This window comes from Actinotignum sanguinis, assembly GCF_003957255.1.
Taxonomy (GTDB): domain Bacteria; phylum Actinomycetota; class Actinomycetes; order Actinomycetales; family Actinomycetaceae; genus Actinotignum; species Actinotignum sanguinis.
The window spans coordinates 21,742-40,016 of sequence record NZ_QDIE01000017.1; the positions used below are offsets into that span (position 1 = coordinate 21,742).

Sequence of the window (18,275 nt, forward strand, 5' to 3'; positions counted from 1 at the left end):
GCGAGGTGTACCTTTAGGGGAGCGGCGTACTTTCGGGGCTAGCAGGGATGGCGAAGCCGGCGCGGGCGAGGAGTTCGCGCAGGTAGGTAGCTTCGACGCGGTAGCCGTGCGCGGTGGGATGCATCCACGCTCGAACATCTGAGGACGAGAAAGGCGAGACTAGCCATGCTTCTTCATTATCGTGGAAAGCTTGCGCACGCGGTTCGTGCCCGGCGAATAGCTCCTGGGTGGAGGCAAAGAGGAAACGCGCAGAGCTGGTTTCTTCCCGCAATTGGGCGGCAGCGCGTTCTTGCAGGGCATCCGCGCCATCCTGGAGCCGGGCGAGTGCAGCCCCCGCATCGTAACTTTCCGCCACCGGCGGGATGAGGTAGGAGTGTTCAGCGAAGAGCCGCGGGTAGCCGACCAGAATAGCGGTGGCCTGGCCCTGGGAAGCGGTATCGATGGCCCGCAGGATCTCTACGGTGGCTTCTTCGATAGCCGGGAGTGCCGCGGTGGCCTTGTTCATGGCATCTTCGCAGCTATTAGGGGTACGGAGCACGAAACATGAGCTGATAATCCGGGCGAAGTCGGCGTTGTTGCCGCCGGCGGTGAGGAAAACGACCGAGGTATCGGGAGTGACGGCGCTGACTTGTTCGGCAATATCGGATGTGCGCGCCCCGGAACACGAGGCGTTGGTGTAGCTGGCACCGAGTTCGCGGGCGAGCGGGGCCGAGTAGTTATCGGGGGAACGCCGGCAGGTATCTTCTTCGTAGTTGCCGGCCCCGTTACCGGAGGAAAAAGAATCACCTAGCTGCACGATGGCGGTGATGGGCCGCGGGGTGGGGGAGGGTGGGCCGCCGGCATCGCCGGCGGGTGTGCACCCCACACAGCTGAGTGCCACGGTAGCGAGGGCAGCGGTGGCACGCGCTGTACGTGCACTCTGCAGACCGCGGTAGACGGCACCCGCGCGCGGCATTTAGGCCACCTGCCAGGCCGCATCCGGGGTAGCGGGAAGTAGATTTTCCGGGATAGCGACACCGGGGCGAGCCCAGGCTTCGTATCGATAGCGCAGCCCAGCGCGCGAGGTATGCCAATGGTTTCCGGGTGAGCGCAGCCGGAGTTCCCAGCCCGGGCCGATGGCGGGCGCGAAAATATCGGCATCCACATCGGCATCGATAACGGTACGGATGAGTATGTGCGAGCATTCCCGGGTTTCGGCATAGATCCCGGCGCCCCCGCATACCCAAGCCACATCCGCCCCGGTAGCGCGGGCCAGCGCGAAAGCTTCATCGAGATGTGTGGCTAGTTGCGCACCGGGAACCTCGAAATCTTGCTGGGTACTCACCACGATGGTGGGGGAGTGGGGCATGGGCCGCCGCCCTGCCGAGATCCAGGTTTTCCGCCCCATAATGACGGGCCGCCCGCGGACCGCCGCCCGGAAGAAGGCCGAATCTTCCGGAACATTCCAGGGCAGGCGCAAGCCCTTTGCGAGGGCGTGATCATGCGCTTCCGCCCAGATTTGTGCAATGAGCATTCTGCCTCCTAAACCGAGACCGCGCCGGTGAGTTTGGGGTGGTGCTGGTAGCCTTCCGCCGCGGAAATATCATCCATTTCATAAGAGAAGAGCGAATCCGCTTTGCGCAGTTCCAGGGTGGGGAAGGGATAAGGTTCGCGGCTGATCTGTTCACGCACCTGATCGAGGTGGTTGAGATAGATATGGCAATCCCCGCCCGTCCACACGAAGTCACCAACATCCAGGCCGACCTGCTGGGCGATCATATGGGTGAGGAGAGAATAGGAGGCGATATTGAAAGGCACCCCGAGGAACATATCCGCACTGCGCTGGTAGAGCTGGCAGGAAAGCTTGCCATCTGCCACATAGAACTGGAAGAACGCATGGCACGGCTGGAGAGCCATCTTATCCAGATCCGCCACATTCCAAGCGGAAACGATCATGCGCCGCGAATCCGGATTGCTCCGCAGGGTTTCCAAGAGCTGGGCGATCTGATCGATATGCCGCCCATCCGGTGCGGGCCAGCTACGCCACTGGTAGCCGTAAACCGGGCCGAGCTCACCATTTTCATCAGCCCATTCATCCCAGATGGTGATGCCATTGCGTTGCAACCAGTCAATATTGGTAGAGCCGCGTAAGAACCACAGCAGCTCCCCCTTGATGGGCTTCATAGCCACAAACTTCGTGGTGATACGCGGGAAACCATCCGCCAGGTGATAGCGCAGCTGGCGCCCGAAGACAGAGAGGGTACCCGTGCCGGTGCGGTCCCCCTTGCGAGTTCCGTTGGCGAGGATATCGGCAAGCAGATCTTCATATTGGCGATTAATCATGAACCCATCCTACGTGGTGACTCCGACAGAAAAATTGGCTGCGAAAAGTTACCCGGCAAGGCAGTTCCAGGAAAGGTGGCGTGCCGGGCGAACTCCCTAGTTTTGCGCGATGATCTCGCGGATAAGCGCGGCGTCGCGCTCCACCACTTTCGCGGCGTACTGGGCCACCTTCTCTTCAATTTTCTTGCCGACGAAAGGAATAGAGACCCGCACGTCCCCGGTCACCGTAACCGTGGCAGGCCCCTCCCCGGCAACCTGGAAATCAGCGCTGGCGCGGACGGGAAGTTTGGCTTCCAGCTGCGCTGCGACGTCGTTCCCGGAACGGGTAAAGACGATGCTGGCAGCTAAACCGGAAGAAAGAAAACGCCGCGCCTGCGCGGGAAGCTGCTCAGCATCCACCTGCACCGTAAGGACCGCGCGTTCCGCGCCGGGCGTGAAAGAGGACGGTTTCGTGCGGAGCGCGGCGAGGCGACGGTTGGCGAGTTCTTCGGACATGAGGACAGCGGCGACGGCGCTCGCGGAGGCGTCGATCTCATAAGAATGTGAAAATTGCATGGCTATATTTTCCCGCATGAGTGTGACAGGAGGGAAGCACGGCCGCTTTTTTCAGCGCAGAGCCGGAGCGATGCTTGCGCGTAGCACACGTGGAATTTTTGTACTAAGAATTGAAGTCTCCCACGGTGTCTTCGCTGGCGATGCTTTGCTTATTCCGCTCTGGTAAACTTGGCTTGTTTCTCAACGAAGAGCGAGCATAGGGACACTCATGTCATTAGCTTTTACCGCTGCGTGGGATACCACCGAAGGAACTCGGCGGGCTCAGGAGCTTTTCACCCGTACTTTTGGTGAAACAGCTGACCGCGTGGCTTTCGCGCCCGGGCGGGTCAATCTTATCGGTGAACACACTGACTACAACGCCGGCCTGTGCCTCCCCATTGCACTTCCGCACCGCACGTACGTGGCCCTGAGTATGCGCAGCGATAGCCGTATTCGATTGGTGTCCGAACACGGTGAACTATGGGAGGGTGCCGTCGAAGATATTAATCCCGCCATGCCCGGTTCGTGGATCTCCTATGCTGCCGGACCTGCATGGGCACTAGATATACAGCGAGGCTATGAGGCGGCGATTGTTTCCTGCGTTCCGCTGGGAGCCGGACTTTCTTCTTCAGCAGCCCTCGAATGCGCAATGGCGTGCGCGATTAACCCACGCTTGATTCATGATGACCCGGGCGCCGTCGTGACGGCCTGCATCCGTGCGGAAAACGAGATCGCTCACGCGCCAACAGGCGGAATGGACCAAACGGTATCGGTTTTCGGGGAGGAAGGCGCAGCTGTTGCCCTCGATTTCGACTCTCATACGCACACCCTTATTCCTGCGGATTTCGCCGCAGCCGGACTGCAACTCGTCGTCATCAATACCCGAGCCAAGCACTCTCTGTCTGACGGACAGTACGGAAACCGCCGTCAAGAATGCGAAGAGGCCGCGAATCTTCTGGGGCACAGCTCCCTGCGCGAAGCAAACGTGGAGGATATCGCCAGGCTCAGCGGAGTGCACGCGCGGCGTGCGCGGCATGTCATCACCGAAAATGCCCGCGTTACCCGTGCTATCGATGCGCTGAGTACGGGTGATTTCCACAGCCTTGGCAAGCTGTTCAATGAATCGCACGTATCGCTGCGTGATGACTTCGAGGTTTCCTGCCCCGAGCTGGATTGCGTTGTAGAAACTGCGCGTCAGCACGGCGCGCTAGGGGCGCGTATGACAGGTGGGGGATTTGGAGGCTCCGCAATCGCGCTGGTTCCGCTTGATAAGGTGGATGCGCTCGCAGCGGGCGTTCGAACGGCGGCGGAAGCGCGCGGCTTCCCCACCCCGGAACTACTCCTAGCGCACGCAAGCTGCGGGGCCCAGGTGGTTAGTGAAGAAGCCAGCACCTCCGAGTAAATACGAAAACTAGTACCGGCCGGTAACCAATAAGTGGCGCCGGCCGGTAGTTTCTGGCATCTAGGTTCCGCTCGGGAAAACGAAGGGAACTGAGGGAAAGTGAAAAGTAGTACCGCTATCCCCTGAGTCCTGCGGGATTCATTTTCTGCCAGTGCAGGGATGACGCAGCCATCTCATCGAGGGAATGGGTAGCACGCCAGCCTAATTCGCGCGCCGCTTTAGTGGCATCGGCATAGCTAGCCGCAATGTCTCCTGGGCGCCGCGCAACTACCCGGTAGGGAATCTTCATGCCGGCAGCCTTTTCATAGGCGTGAATGACTTCCAAAACCGAGGAACCGTGACCGGTGCCCAGGTTGTAGATGTACACCCCCGGTGAAGTGACCTTGTCAACCGCAGCAACATGCCCGCGTGCTAAATCAACAACGTGAATATAATCCCGTACGCCTGTACCGTCCGGGGTGTCATAGTCACCGCCAAAAACCTGGACGTGGTCGAGTTCCCCGACCACCACTTTAGCCACGTAAGGGGTGAGATTAGCGGGGATGCCCTTGGGGTCTTCCCCGATCAAACCGCTGGGATGGGCGCCAATAGGATTGAAATACCGCAGCAGCACCACAGTCCATTCGGGGTCGGCTTTCTGGATATCCTCCAAAATTTGCTCAGTCATGACCTTGGTCTGCCCGTACGGATTCGTGGCCATCCCTGCTGGCGACTCCTCGGTCAGCGGCAGGGATACCGGGTCTCCGTAAACGGTGGCCGAACTAGAAAACACCATCTTCTTCACCGAGTGGGCACGCATCACCGAAAGTAACGCAAGCGCTCCGCCAATATTGTTCTCGTAATATTTGAGCGGATGCGCAACGGATTCACCCACCGCTTTGAAACCGGCGAAATAAATAACCCAGTCAATCTCGTGGCGAGTGAAAACCTCGTCGAGGGCTTGAACGTCGCGAACGTCAATACTGTAGGCGGGGAGGTCTCTATCGGTAATCCGGCGTACGCGTTCCACAGCTTCCGGACTGGAATTGGCGTAGTTATCCACACAGACCACGTCGTACCCCTGCTCAAGAAGTTCGATACTGGTGTGGGTACCGATATAGCCGGCACCTCCGGCCACTAAAACTGTTGTCATCGCTAACCTCTTTTCACAAACCGATGCTCTAGTTTTGTGCGTCTCTCGGATACCAGCCGCATTCGGCCAGGAAGCTCTCGGTATCCTCTTCACTCGGGAAAACAGCCGTATTTTCAAGAATCCGAGCGCATACACTACCCAGTTCAGCCCGGATCGCATTCTCTACGCTTTCCTTATCGCAGGCTTTACCTAGCAGCTGGCGCATTTCCGCAAAAATCATGGCGAATTCCGGGAGTTCTTCGGGTAGATCACGCTCTTCTTCTAAAGCCTGCGCGAGCAGCGCGAGCTGACGCTGCAAACGAGCGGGCAGAATAAACAAGCCCTGAGCTTCAATAAGACCGATGGACTCTTGCTTGATGGGGAAAAATTCCGGATGCGCGTGGAAAACCCCCTGCGGATAACGCTCGCTAGTGATATTCGAACGTAAAATGATGTTCATTTCGTAGCCACGTGCGGTATGAACACAAGTTGGCGATACCCCGGAATGCTGCCCCTCGGAGTCCCGTGGGATAATTCCGAGTAGCTCATTGGTGTAGGTATTCCACGCACGGGTGATGCCGTAACTGGCCCGTGCCACGGCAGCGCGGTCGCTTCCCACAATGCGCAGCACGCTTCCGGGCCACTCCACACTTTCTAGTACGACGGCGCACTCCTCTTCCGAAGCGTAGCTTTGACGGGCCGGGGTGGTGTGGAGAGGGAGAGTTTCTAGGCCGCCCTGATAGTGGTCATGCCCGAGCACGGATCCCCCAATGCGAGGCAGGGTCGCATTGCAGCCAATAAAGTACCCGGGGAATGCATCAACGAAGTCCATGAGCCTGTCAAAGGTTGCTTCGTCGATATGCATGGGTATGTGCTCGGTGTTTACCGCGATCCCGTGCTGCTTGAAATATCCGTAGGGGGAGAACTGCCAGAACCAGTCTTGGCCGGCTAAACGCAGGGGCACCGTGCGAAGAGTTGCTTTAGAGCGTCCGGCAAAGCCTTCGTTTTCCGGGCAGATTGTGCACTTGGGATAGCCGCCCGCGAGGGAGTTTCCACTCGCCGCTGTGCGGGGATCCTTGAATTCGGGCTTGGCCAAATTGATGGTGATAATAAGGCCATGAGATTCGAAACGCGGATTGCGGTCAAGCACGCTACGTTTCACGTAGTCATTTGCCACACCGTAGTTATAGAACCATTCCATAGCCGCCCGGCCACCCGCTGAAGCGTTCAGAGCGGCAAACTTTGTACGGATGGTGGATGGCGGGCTGCTCAAGATTCCCATGACCCTATCGGCCATAGCCGCCCGGCCGTGCGGCTCGAAGAGCGCAGCTTTCTCGCAGGCATCCAGAAAATCTGTTAGCACCCCGTCAGGTCGGCCACCGTGCGTAGGCTCCGCGTGCGCATCACCTTCAAGTAAAGCCTGGAGTTCTTGCGCGCCCGGATAGGAATCAAGAGAAAAAATCTCAAAAATTCGATTGCGGGTCAGGGTGATATCACGTGCGTCAAGATCGAGATAATCCTGGGCGTAGGAAAGTAGGTTATCGATGCTGCGATACACCGTGAGCAGGTGCGGGGGAGGAGTCATGGCCACTTCTTCCGTTGGGGACGTGCCGCCCAGCCAACCCGGACAACCACGTCAAAATGGAACTAGTTATCTACGGTAAATTTCTTGGAAACCTTGCACGGATGGGAAGACTTCCGAGGAGTAGGCCATCTGTGTCAGGTCATCGGTCAGGGTGTCCAGCCCTTGCCGTAATGCGCCTAGGCAAATAGCGCGGGGGCCCAGAGCTGAGACGGAAACTTCCGGCATAATCGGGCAGATACGTCGTAAGTTGTCGATAAATCGCGCTAGGAACGTGTCCGCGTACGCGGAGTATTTCCCGCCCACCACCACGTGGGAGGGAGCTAGCGCGAGGATCATAGCCGAGGCCCCTAGGGAGAGAGCATCGGCGAAGTCATCAACGAAGTCACGGGCGCGCGGATCACTTTCCACACTCTCGAAAATCTTGGTGCGCGAGGGAACTTCACCCGCGGGGTACAGTTCGCGGGCGTGGGTTGCCGCTTCAATATCACGCCAACGTAAGACACCGAGTTCGCCAATAAGGCCCGCCCCGCCCCGCAGTCCACGGTGGATACGCCCACCCACGATGGCGGCAGCTCCGGTACGTTCACCTGAAAGGATATACACCACTTCGTCGTGGCCTTCCGCGGCTCCCTGCCAGGCTTCCCCGAGGGCGCCGAGTGCGCAATCACCGGCCACTACCGTGTGGCAGCCCAGCCTGCTCGATACTTGAGCCGCGATATCGCTCCCTTGCCAGCCGGGCATTCCACTGCCGCCGAAGTACTCAACTGCGCCGTCGTTAATAACACCGGGTGACGCTACCGAACAAAGTGTAATGTTCGTCACGTCAAGTTTGGTGTCTGCGAGAACGCTTCGACCTAAGTCAACTGCCGCGTCGATGCGGCCACTAGCCGCCTGGGCTGCGGAAAGTTCACAGGTTCGCTCCCCGATAACCTTGCCCCTGGCATTGCAGAGCATTGCGGTGCAATGGTGTGCGCCAATATCTAAACCAAGCACGTAGACGGCTTGCTCATCTAGAACCCAGCGCACTGCCGGCCGTCCCAGAGTGTTTTCGGGTTCTAGTTGTTTGAGCCAACCTAAGTCATCAAGATCTGCCACGATGCTTTCCGCTGCCGGTCTGGTGACGCCAATATTTGCCGCGATTTCCGCGATAGTCTGCGATTCGCGCACCAGGTACTGACATGCCGCGAGTAGATTCATGCGGCGCTGCACCCTGCGGGTCACCGCAGCTGGGAACTTCGAAACGTTTGACATACTAAAGAAACTAACGTAATAATGTTCGCGAGGCAACCGGTAACCAGATACTGGATACGCAATGAAGCGAAAACCTGCCAGTGGCGGGTATGGAGGCGATGATGCACACAGCCGCAGCTACAGCCGACAACGGCGTAGTACAAACACGAAAGAAACCACGCGCGCAAGGAACTCCGCGCGGTAGCCGCTTCCACCGAAAAGGTGAGGGGCGAGCAGCGGTACTCTTCCTGGCTCCGGCAGTGATCGGTTTCGTGGTCTTTTACCTCATTCCGATTGTGCGCGGTATTCACATGTCTTTTACCGATTGGAATCTGCTCGAAGACGCGAAGTGGGTGGGATGGGATAACTACGCACGGCTCCTTTCGGATGACACTTTCTTGAACTCCATCAAGGTAACGGTCATCTACGTGCTCGTGAATATCTCCACCCAGACCATCCTGGGGCTCGGCATAGCCTTCCTCATGCAAAAAGTTTCGCAATCTACCCTGGTGCGCTCCGTTTTGCTGCTGCCCTGGCTCGTTCCGAACGTCACGATTGCGGCCATCACACTCTTTATCCTTGACCCCACGGTTGGCCTACTCAACCACCTCATCGGTTTTATCGGGGTCGGTCCCATTTCCTTCTACGGCAACCCGGATATCGCGATTTACACCGTCGCTTTGGTGAACTCCTGGCGCAATATGGGATACACAGGACTCCTGCTTTTCGCGGGAATGCAAACAATTCCCCGCATGATCTACGAAGCTGCCGAAACAGAAGGCGCCTCAACCTGGCAGACGTTCCGCCACGTCACTCTCCCGCTTCTGCGCCCCATTCTCGTCATGGTTGTGGTGGTCTCCATGATCGGTTCTTTCCAGATCTTCGACACCGTCTCGGTCGCCACGTCGGGCGGGCCGGGGAACTCTACCCGGGTGATCTACCTGTATATCTACGAAAAAGCCTTTGAACAATTCGATATGGGCTATGCCTCCGCGATGGCAGTGGTGCTCATGCTGGCTCTGGTCGTCATCACCATCATCCAGCTGAGGCTCGCTCGCTCCAACGAATCCGATATGAACTAAGGGGTGGAAGAAGAACGATGAAGTTGACAGTACACGCAACGAAAAAACGGCACCAGCCCGTAACGGCCCGAAAAGTGGCGGGATGGGGTTTGCTTATTCTTCTCATCGTCGTCACGGTTCTTCCGCTCCTGTGGGCGCTACGTACCGCGCTCACACCCAATGCGGAGATTTTCTCCGGGAACTATTCACTTATTCCCGAGAATGCCACGACCATCAATTTCCGACGGGTGCTGGGCATGACGACCCCGGAAGAAAGCGTTGCCGCAGGAGGAACAGCGGCAACCATTAACTTCTGGCTCTATATGCGAAACTCACTGCTCTTTGTGGCGATTCTGGTTTTCGCTCAAGTCACAACGTCTACGATGGCTGCCTACGCGCTGTCACGGCTCCATTTCCGCGGGCGGGACACCCTCTTTGTTACGTTGCTTGTGGCCCTCATGATTCCCCCGATCTTCGTGGCCCTTCCCAATTTCGTCCTCATGGATAAATTGGCTTGGATCAATACCTTCCAGGGTTTGCTTGCTCCGTACGTGCTCATTTGCCCATTCGGAATCTTCTTCTTGCGCCAATTTATGCTCTCCCTCCCCCGGGAAGTGGAAGAGGCTGCCATGCTTGACGGAGCCAGTAGGTGGACGGTCTTCCGCAAGATGATCGTGCCTATGTGCGCTGCACCCATCACCACCCTCGCGATTATTCAGGCGGTATTCGGATGGAACGAATACATGTGGCCCCAGCTCATCGCCAAGGGCGACGGCGTGCGACTCCTCAACGTCGCCCTTTCCGTTTTCGCGCAGTCTTCCCCCTCCACTCGTCCCGATTGGGCGGGACTCATGGCCGCGGCTACCTTGCAGATCATCCCGATGTTCATCTTGCTCATCGTCTTCGGCAAGCGCCTTGTTAATTCTCTTGGTTTGACCGCCGCGAAGTAGGCGGGCACAAGTCAAGTACCCAAAAATTCACAATAAAAACGACGACGACGTCAATCCCCGAGAAAGGAACTCAGATGCGTAAGGTATCGCAACTGGTCGCCATAGGCGCAACTATGTGCCTTGCATTGGGAGCGTGCTCCAATGGCACCTCCGTATCCCAAGGTAAAACCGATTCCGGAAAAGATTCGAAAGAAGTGACCTACCGGCTCTGGGACGCTGGTCGGCAAGCCACCTATCAGAAGTGCGCGGTTGCTTTTGAAAAGGAAACCGGCATCAAGGTCAAGATTGAGCAGCAGGGCTGGGATGACTACTGGAAGAATCTAACCACCGATCTTGTTTCCGGAACCGCGCCGGACGTTATTACCAACCACGTCCAGTATTATCCCGAGCTCGCGGGTAAAGGTCAGCTCCTGGACCTCAACCAGTACATGAAAGACGGAGAGATTGATTTCTCCAAGTACACCGGCGAACTTGCCAATCTCTGGGTCAAGGACGGCAAGCGTTACGGCATCCCGCAGGACTGGGACACCATTGCCTTTGTCTATAACACGAAACTCATCGAAGAGGCTGGAGTCTCCGCTGATGAGCTCAAGAATCTCACGTGGAATCCCCAAGACGGCGGTACGTTCGGCAAACTCATCGCCCATTTGACCATTGACAATAACGGCAAGCGTGGCGATGAACCCGGCTTTGATAAGAACAATGTCAAGGTTTACGGCTGGGGACTGGAAAAGGGCGGCGGGATCGTTGGTCAGGGCCAGTGGTCGTGGTTCGCTCTCTCCAATGGCTTCAAGTACCTCGATAAGAATCCTTTCGGCACCGAGTACAAGATGAACGACCCCAAACTGGCCGAAGCTATGGTGTGGTGGCAAAAGCAGATTGAGGCCGGGTATGTCACACCGCTGGAAATTGCGGGGCCGCTCGGTCTGGAGCCGATGATGGAACAGGGGAAGGCCGCGCTTGTTCCCGATGGTTCCTGGCGCATCAAGATGTGGTCCACCTCGGAGAAGAATAAGTTTGGCTTCGCTCCGCTTCCCGAAGGCCCGCAAGGCCGTAAGACCATTATTAACGGTCTCGCACCCTCCATCACCAAGCAGGCAAAGAATCCTGAAGCTGCTTTCCAGTGGGTCAAATTCCTCACCTCGGATAAGTGCCAGTCCATCGTCGCCGAAGACGCGGTCGTCTTCCCCTCGCTAACCGAATACTCCGAAAAAGCCGCCCAGGCGCACGAGAAGGCAGGCCGGGACGTCTCGGCATTCACCGAGATCACCAAGGATGCTTCCAACCTTGCCTACTACCCGATCACCGATAAGGGCAATGAGATCGCAACGGAAGGCCAAGTCACCTTCGATGAGATCGAACAGCTCTCAGTTGAGCCGGCCGAGGCACTGGCCAAGCTCAATGACAAGGTGAACTCCATCCTCACCAAGTAACCCCCATTACCTACACAGCGGGGTGCGGTTAAGCACTCGGGCGAACCGCACCCCGCTGCTTATCTTTCGCGGAGAAAACATGGACATCCACACCGACTCAGGTACGTTCACCGTCCACGGGGCCAGCGCCGTCGTACCACTGAGCACAAGCGACTACCTCATTACCGGGACTTCGTGGAAACTCTCCCACCCGTGGGGTGCCACCGAGTACTACCGGCACGGATGGAATTCCTGGACCCCCACACGGTGGTGGACACTGCGCCGCGAACCGTGGCGAATCTGGGACAAGCCCCTACGCGCACTCACGGCCGACGACGCCGCAACGGATACCCCAACCGAACATCACTCGTCCATGGTGACCGCCTTGAGCGGCCCGGAAGGACGCACTCTCCTCATCGGAGCCGTGCATGCCTCCTCTCCTCTCCTAAGAATCTCCGCGGAAGAAGTGGTGGCAAGCGCAGAAGCGGAGGAAGCCTCGTGGTTGGTGACCATCGGGAGCGAGCCAGAGGTATTTGCCCGATACGCGGGCGTGCTCAAAGAAGAGTATCTGGGCGAACGCTCACCCCTACGGGCTGCGGAAACTCTCGGACCGGTGTGGTCCTCCTGGTATTCCTGGTTTGAAGAAATAACCGCGGAGATTATCGCAGCAGAGATAAAGCCAGCACGCGAACTGGGGTACGGTACCATCCAGATTGATGACGGCTGGGAACGCCGGGTGGGGGATTGGCGTGCCAACTCAAAATTCTCCGCGGGCATGGCTGAGGTATTCTCCCGGATTCACGACGAAGGTTTGAAAGCCGGGCTGTGGGTCGCTCCCTTTATCACCCTTCCTGATACCCCGGTACTTTCTTCCTATCCGGAACTGTTCCTTCGCGACACGGATGGTTCTTTGACCATTACCGGAAATAACTGGGGAGCGAATTACTACGCTCTCGACTTTTCCAAGCCTCAAGCACACGATTGGCTAGCTTCGACCATGTCCACGATCCGCGATTGGGGCGTGGATATGTTCAAACTCGACTTCATTTATGCTGCCGCGATTGCCGGAGAACGTGCAGGTGGTATGCCGCGGGAAGAGGCCTACCGCAGCGGCCTGGAAACAATACGTGCCGCCGTTGGTGACGATGTGTATTTGCTCGGCTCCGGAGCTGTTATTAACGCATCTTTCGGGGTGCTTGACGGAGTACGCGTTGGGCCAGACACCGCACCCTACTGGGATAACACTGAACGGGTACGCGATCCATCCGGCCCAGCGGTAGTCAACGCGCTTCGGAATTCGCTTTCGCGCACGTGGCTCAAGCCTCTTCTCGATTGTGACCCCGATGTTGCCTACTTCCGTACGCGCGGATCACTGCTCTCTCCCGAGGTCAATGCGCTGACCGCGGATGCGGCACTCGCGTGTGAGTTCGCCCAATGCTCCTGTCCGGCTGCCTGGCTAAGTGAAGAAGAAAAAGCGGCGGTGCGTGCCTGGACCACGCGTTTCCGCGGGGCGCCGGTGGTTCGCCAACTCGGGCGCTACCGCTTCGAGATCAACGGGGAAGTCATCGATTTTGATCCCTATCTCAACCCGAGCACCCGTATTTCTGACCGGCTGTTGGTCAAATAACCCCTTTTAGCACCTTTAGTACCCCGAAAATCCGGGGTGGATCCGGAAAGGTCTCTTATGAACTACCTCAAGAATGGGTTCATGCGACGAAGCATGAGTTCCGTAGCACTCTTCGCCTTGGTGGGGGCGGTGACGCTTATGCCCTGTACAAGTTACGCGGCAAAATCCTCTGAAACTAGCCCTCGTGTTTCCGCCCCGGAACAGATCATCGACCCAGCTACGCCCGCAAGAGACGGAATGGTGCTCACCGCATCTTCTGAATTCAATGGCACCGATATTAACGATGCGCTCTTCACTGACCGCTATCTACCTCACTGGTCAACTTCACCCGGAACCAAAGCGAATTACGAGGTTAGTGGTGGCACGCTCAAACTCCGCATTACCGAGGACCAGCAACCTTGGGATCCGAACTTTGACGGCTCAACGCGAGTTTCCTCGCTGCAGACCTACCAAAAAGACTATTTGCACGAATGGACTAAGTATCCCGGTGTTGCGCAACATACCACGCCTTTCCGGGGGCACCTCCAAAAATACGGATATTTTGAGTTGCGCGCCCGCGCCGCTAACGGGGGAGGCCTGCATAGCGCCTGGTGGATGACCGGCGCCAACCAAGACGTGCCCGAAGGGCAAGGCGGATGGTCACGCCAGAATGGTGAAGTTGATATTTTCGAGATCCTCGGGCGCAATAATGCCACCACGGCGCAAAGCGCTATTCATCCCTGGGGTGATTGGGGCAGGCTTTTCCCGTGGACCACCAAGATATCCACCGGGACTGATCTTTCTGAAGGGTTCCATACCTACGGATTCGAATGGAAGCCCTCGGGGATGAAGGTGTACGTTGACGGCGTTGAGAAATTCTCCACCCCGTTATCTCCCAACTATCCGATGCTCACCTACCTCGGAGTGTACGAGAAACGCGAGGAAAACTCCTGGACCGGCCCCTTTGATCCCGCGATTCCGTATCCGAAGGCTTTTGAGATTGATTATTTCCGCGCGTACCAATATGCGCCGAACTCACTGCCCTATACCCTCGCAACGACCGATGGCGTGATGCGTGGTGAAACACGGGTTTCAGGCGGAACCACCCGGTGGCTGGGTGGAGCCGGTAACGATGTCACTCTCACTTCTGTATATGCTCCGGAAGCTGGCACGTATCGCCTTGGCGTTGAATATCGGAGCGGTGAGGTTCGTGACTTGCACGTAAATGTGAACGACGACGAGTATGTGCTGGGCGGCCTATCCACAGGATCTTTCAAAGGTGGATTCGCCTGGGCGACTACATCAGTACCCTTGCGGCAAGGTTGGAATACAGTGCGTCTCGGTAATCCGAATGCTCCCGCACCTGACCTTCGCAATATCACGATTTCTCGCCAGTGACGCCCGCCGCTTCCTCCCCGGCCAGGTCCCGCGGGGCGGGCAGCCCGCGCACCCGGTCCAAGAAAACGTAGATAAGAAGAAGGATACCCAGGTAGGGCAGCCCGGCATACCAGGCTACCGGCATGAGCCAGAACAGCGCCACGAAAATTGCCAGGCAGCCCGCCATGACCGCCAGGTTCGTTACCGGGGCGCCCCAGAGGCGAGCCGGAGGGAGCTCGAGTCCCAGTTGCTGGCGGCGGCGTCGAAAAGCAATATGGGTGGCCATTACTAAAGCCCAGGTGAGCAGGGTCCCCACCGTGGCGCAGCCGTACAAATACGAGAAGCCGGCCTGCGGGGACGTGAGCGCCAAAATACAGGCGACCACCATCCCCACCATCGCGAGCATGACAGCGCCACGCGGGGTGCCCTTCGGGGTGGTGCGCGCCGCGAAAGCGGGGGCCATGCGGTCGGTGGCCAGCGCGTGAATCATCCGCGAGGAGGTGTAGAGGCATCCGTTCGCCGCGCTCAGCGCCGCCACCAGCAGCACCGCGTTCATAATATGCCCGGCCGCGGGAATCGCCGCGGCGTCCAGCGCGTGCACGAAAGGCGATTGCGAAATATCGTGGAGCGGCTCGGCGGTCACCGTCCACGGCTGCATCGCCACCACCACCGCAATCGCGCCCACGTAGAAGAGCAGCAGGCGCCAAATCATGGTGTGGGCCGCGCGCGGAATATCGTAACGGGGATTCCCGGACTCCGCGGCCGTGACGGATACCGTTTCGATACCGCCGAAAGAAAAAACGGCCATGCACGCGGCGATAAAGACCGAGCCGGCACCCAGCGGCATAAACCCGCCGTGTTCGGTGAGATTGACCAGTCCCACCGGCTCGCTCGCCGGCAGTCCCACAAAAATAATAATGAGGCCAAGAAGAATAAAGACCGAAATAGCCGCCACTTTAATCATGGAGAACCAGTATTCGGCCGTGCCGTAGAGCCGCACCGTGGCCATATTCAGCCCCACAATAAAGAGGGAACAGGCCACCGTCCCCACCGCGCTATTGAGCTGGGGCAGCCAATGCTGCAAATATTTCGCCCCCGCGGTCACCTCCGCGCCCACCGCCACGATATAGGTGACCGCCAGATTCCAGCGCGTCACAAAGGCCCCCAGATTCCCCAGGTAGGCACCCGCGATGGTGCCGTGCCCGCCGGGAACGGGATGCGCGCTGACCATCTCCGCCAGTGCCCACACCACGGAGAGTGCCAGCAACCCGGCCAGCCCGTAGGAAATAATCGTGGCCGGCCCCGCCAGCGAAATCGTGGCGCCCGCCCCGAGGAACAGCCCGGTTCCCAGCGCCCCGGACAGCGCAATCATGGCGATTTGCGGGGAGGTGAGACTGCGCGCCAGCGCGGTGTGGTGATCGGTGGCGCGAGCGCGAGACGAAGCATGGTGGCGTGCGGCCATGCGGGCTTCCCTTCGTGGATAGAACGACGGCGCAGCGCGGCGCCGCCCCACCCGGCCTCCACCGCCGGCGCAGCCCGGCCCTCGCACTGCCGTGAATATAACTAACGCGGAACTACTAGTGTACTCGCGTGAGCGACTACTCTTAGGGGTATGCCATCTCTCGGTCATATCTTGGAACGGTCCCAAACGCTCTCCGCTTCGCAACGCGAATGGTTGCATCAGCTGGTGGGGGACTGGCAGTTAATCTCCGATTTCTCCTTCGCTGATCTCGTGCTCGTCACCCCGCTCCAGGATGAACGCTTTATTATCGCGGCGGCCTGCCGCCCGGCCACCAATGCCACCGCGCTGGATAACGACGTGGTCAATATGACGTTCGATCCGGCCGATTCGGAGAAATTCCGGGAGATTATTGCCACCGGGCAGCGCGGCACCGTCTATATTCACGGCCTGCGTTACGAAGGCTATCCGGTGCGCCGGGCGGGGGAGGATCCTTTCGCGGTCCTCGCCCTGGTGTATTCCCAGCGCTCGCGCAAAGAAACAGTGCTGCGTCATTCCTCCTATGAGGAAATTGAAGAGCAGCTTCTCGATATGGTCACCCAGGGGCTGTTCCCGATGGAGGGTACCCCGAGCGGTTTCCGCCACGGTGCTCCGCGCGTCACGGACGGTTTCATCCATATCGACGCTGATGGCGCGGTGATTTTCAATAGCCCGAATGCGGTATCTAATTTGCATCGGCTTGGGATCCGGTCCACGTTCGAAGGCCAGCTGCTGGCCGAGCAAATCACCTCAAGTATTGACGCGGAAACCCGCCTGGATGATGCGCTGCCGGTGGTGCTGCTCGGGCGTGCCCCGTGGATGACGGAACTGGAATTACGCGGGGCGGTGCTTTCCCTGCGGGCGGTGCCGCTGTGGAAGGACGGCAAGCACGTGGGCGCCGTCGTGCTCTCGCGCGATATTAGCGAGCTGCGCCGGCGCGAATTGGAACTGGTCAGCAAAGACACCACGATCCGCGAAATTAACCATCGCGTGAAAAACAATCTGCAGACAGTTTCCGCGCTGTTGCGGATGCAGGCGCGCCGCGCGGACGATAAAAAAGTCATCGAGGTGCTTTCCGAGGCGCAGCGTCGCGTGGAAACCATCGCCCTCGTCCACCAAATCCTGTCGCAAACGGTCGATGAAATCGTGGACTTTTCCGAAGTCCTCACCCCGCTTATCACCATGGCTACCGATATCGCCTCCACGGATGTGCGCGTTTCCTCCGAGGTGCGCGGCGAATTCGGGATGGTGGATGCGAATACTGCCACCCGCCTGGCAGTTGTCCTCAACGAACTGGTCTCCAACGCGGTGGAGCACGGGCTGCCGCACGGCGGGCATATTGTGGTGAGTGCGGAGCGCGAGGGCGATGTCCTCACGGTGCAGGTGAGCGACGACGGCGTGGGCGTGCCCACCACCGGCGTCAAGCAGGGCCTGGGTACCCGGATTGTGCGCACCATGGTGGAAGGCGAATTGCACGGCACCATTAAATGGGAGGCGCGCCCCGGCGGTGGTACCACCGTGACGCTCACTATTAACGTGACGGCCGGGCTGCCGCCCACGGATGAAAAATAGTTTCCGTTCCCGGCGCGCTGGAAGATTAAATACGACGACGGCGCTCTGCCGGCAGGGGTAATTTCGCCCCGGATTCCCGATAAACAATGGCGAGGTCTCGCGATAGTGATTCGCGGAACCTCGCCATGCGGGGCTTGTGATTCAGCCTAGCGGCGCTCCGGAGCGGTTCGCCTTAGGAGGCAAGTTCGCGCACTCGCCGCGCGCGGGCGGTGCGGCGGCGCAGCCGGCGCCGTTCATCTTCGGAGGTGCCACCCCACACGCCGGAATCCTGGTTGTGTTCGAGCGCGTAGCTGAGGCAGTCTTCACGGACGGTACATTCCTGGCATACTCGCTTCGCCCGATCCGTCTGGGCCAGGGCCGAGGCCGAACTACCAATCGGGAAGAAAAGTTCCGGGTCTTCCGTCAGGAACGCGGCACGCGAACGCCAATCCATGAATCCTCCTTTTCCCCGCCACTCGCGGGGTATTCCCGCTCCTGCGGGATAGCTGCATGTGAGACCCATATATCTTGGCAAAGAGCAGCGCCGCGGTAAAGAGTCCGCCGGTGTGATATTTCAAGGCCCGCGCTTTTCGAAGTTCTCTCTTGTTATTCCAGGCTTAAACGACTATGGGCGGC

16 protein-coding genes are annotated in these 18,275 nt (G+C 58.6%); 7 read left to right on the top strand and 9 right to left on the bottom strand.

The features are described from left to right. Positions 1 to 13: 13 nt before the first annotated feature. The 4 genes from DDD64_RS05485 to DDD64_RS05500 all read right to left on the bottom strand — a co-directional run bounded on the left by DDD64_RS05485 (position 14) and on the right by DDD64_RS05500 (position 2,877). A complete protein-coding gene (locus tag DDD64_RS05485; protein ID WP_126135398.1) occupies positions 14 to 955 on the bottom strand; it encodes an SGNH/GDSL hydrolase family protein in 942 nt (313 codons plus the stop codon). Further along, positions 956 to 1,513, bottom strand: coding sequence for a dihydrofolate reductase (locus tag DDD64_RS05490; RefSeq protein WP_126135399.1), 558 nt, complete (start codon positions 1,511 to 1,513; stop codon positions 956 to 958). An 8-nt stretch (positions 1,514 to 1,521) separates the two neighbouring features. Then, complete coding sequence (locus DDD64_RS05495; protein ID WP_126135400.1) at positions 1,522 to 2,322, bottom strand: thymidylate synthase; 801 nt, start codon at positions 2,320 to 2,322, stop codon at positions 1,522 to 1,524. A gap of 96 nt (positions 2,323 to 2,418) precedes the next feature. Beyond that, positions 2,419 to 2,877 carry a DUF2505 domain-containing protein gene (locus DDD64_RS05500; protein WP_164545928.1) on the bottom strand — a complete coding sequence of 153 codons (459 nt, stop codon included), beginning with the start codon at positions 2,875 to 2,877 and terminating at the stop codon, positions 2,419 to 2,421. A 208-nt stretch (positions 2,878 to 3,085) separates the two neighbouring features. Here DDD64_RS05500 and galK point away from each other — a divergent pair, with 208 nt between their 5' ends. Beyond that, on the top strand, positions 3,086 to 4,258 hold the full coding sequence (gene galK, locus DDD64_RS05505; RefSeq protein WP_126135402.1) for a galactokinase: 1,173 nt from the start codon (positions 3,086 to 3,088) through the stop codon (positions 4,256 to 4,258). Positions 4,259 to 4,373: 115 nt separating this feature from the next. On the opposite strand, the gene galE is transcribed toward galK, so the two are convergent. From galE to DDD64_RS05520, 3 genes are all read right to left on the bottom strand, one after another. Further along, positions 4,374 to 5,390 carry a UDP-glucose 4-epimerase GalE gene (galE, locus tag DDD64_RS05510; protein ID WP_126135403.1) on the bottom strand — a complete coding sequence of 339 codons (1,017 nt, stop codon included), beginning with the start codon at positions 5,388 to 5,390 and terminating at the stop codon, positions 4,374 to 4,376. 28 nt (positions 5,391 to 5,418) lie between these two features. Next, a complete protein-coding gene (locus tag DDD64_RS05515) occupies positions 5,419 to 6,954 on the bottom strand; it encodes a galactose-1-phosphate uridylyltransferase (RefSeq protein ID WP_126135404.1) in 1,536 nt (511 codons plus the stop codon). Between the two features lie 66 nt (positions 6,955 to 7,020). Next, positions 7,021 to 8,205 carry an ROK family transcriptional regulator gene (locus DDD64_RS05520; RefSeq protein ID WP_126135405.1) on the bottom strand — a complete coding sequence of 395 codons (1,185 nt, stop codon included), beginning with the start codon at positions 8,203 to 8,205 and terminating at the stop codon, positions 7,021 to 7,023. A gap of 98 nt (positions 8,206 to 8,303) precedes the next feature. Here DDD64_RS05520 and DDD64_RS05525 point away from each other — a divergent pair, with 98 nt between their 5' ends. From DDD64_RS05525 to DDD64_RS05545, 5 genes are all read left to right on the top strand, one after another. Then, positions 8,304 to 9,266, top strand: a complete 963-nt coding sequence (locus DDD64_RS05525) for a carbohydrate ABC transporter permease (RefSeq protein WP_206435390.1) — start codon at positions 8,304 to 8,306, stop codon at positions 9,264 to 9,266. A gap of 17 nt (positions 9,267 to 9,283) precedes the next feature. Then, entirely contained in the window at positions 9,284 to 10,195 is a 912-nt protein-coding gene (locus tag DDD64_RS05530; RefSeq protein WP_126135406.1) for a carbohydrate ABC transporter permease, read from the top strand. 74 nt (positions 10,196 to 10,269) lie between these two features. Next, entirely contained in the window at positions 10,270 to 11,628 is a 1,359-nt protein-coding gene (locus DDD64_RS05535; RefSeq protein ID WP_126135407.1) for an ABC transporter substrate-binding protein, read from the top strand. Between the two features lie 79 nt (positions 11,629 to 11,707). Then, positions 11,708 to 13,234, top strand: coding sequence for a glycoside hydrolase family 36 protein (locus DDD64_RS05540; RefSeq protein WP_126135408.1), 1,527 nt, complete (start codon positions 11,708 to 11,710; stop codon positions 13,232 to 13,234). A gap of 81 nt (positions 13,235 to 13,315) precedes the next feature. Beyond that, entirely contained in the window at positions 13,316 to 14,611 is a 1,296-nt protein-coding gene (locus DDD64_RS05545) for a family 16 glycosylhydrolase (RefSeq protein WP_164545929.1), read from the top strand. Here the strand turns inward: DDD64_RS05545 and DDD64_RS05550 are convergent. Then, complete coding sequence (locus tag DDD64_RS05550; RefSeq protein ID WP_126135410.1) at positions 14,592 to 16,052, bottom strand: amino acid permease; 1,461 nt, start codon at positions 16,050 to 16,052, stop codon at positions 14,592 to 14,594. The genes DDD64_RS05545 and DDD64_RS05550 overlap by 20 nt on opposite strands. A gap of 150 nt (positions 16,053 to 16,202) precedes the next feature. Here DDD64_RS05550 and DDD64_RS05555 point away from each other — a divergent pair, with 150 nt between their 5' ends. Next, complete coding sequence (locus DDD64_RS05555) at positions 16,203 to 17,660, top strand: sensor histidine kinase (RefSeq protein WP_126135411.1); 1,458 nt, start codon at positions 16,203 to 16,205, stop codon at positions 17,658 to 17,660. A 172-nt stretch (positions 17,661 to 17,832) separates the two neighbouring features. Here the strand turns inward: DDD64_RS05555 and DDD64_RS05560 are convergent, their stop codons facing one another. Continuing rightward, positions 17,833 to 18,093: a WhiB family transcriptional regulator gene (locus tag DDD64_RS05560; protein WP_126135412.1), complete on the bottom strand. Its 261-nt coding sequence runs from the start codon at positions 18,091 to 18,093 to the stop codon at positions 17,833 to 17,835. Between the last annotated feature and the right edge of the window lie 182 nt (positions 18,094 to 18,275).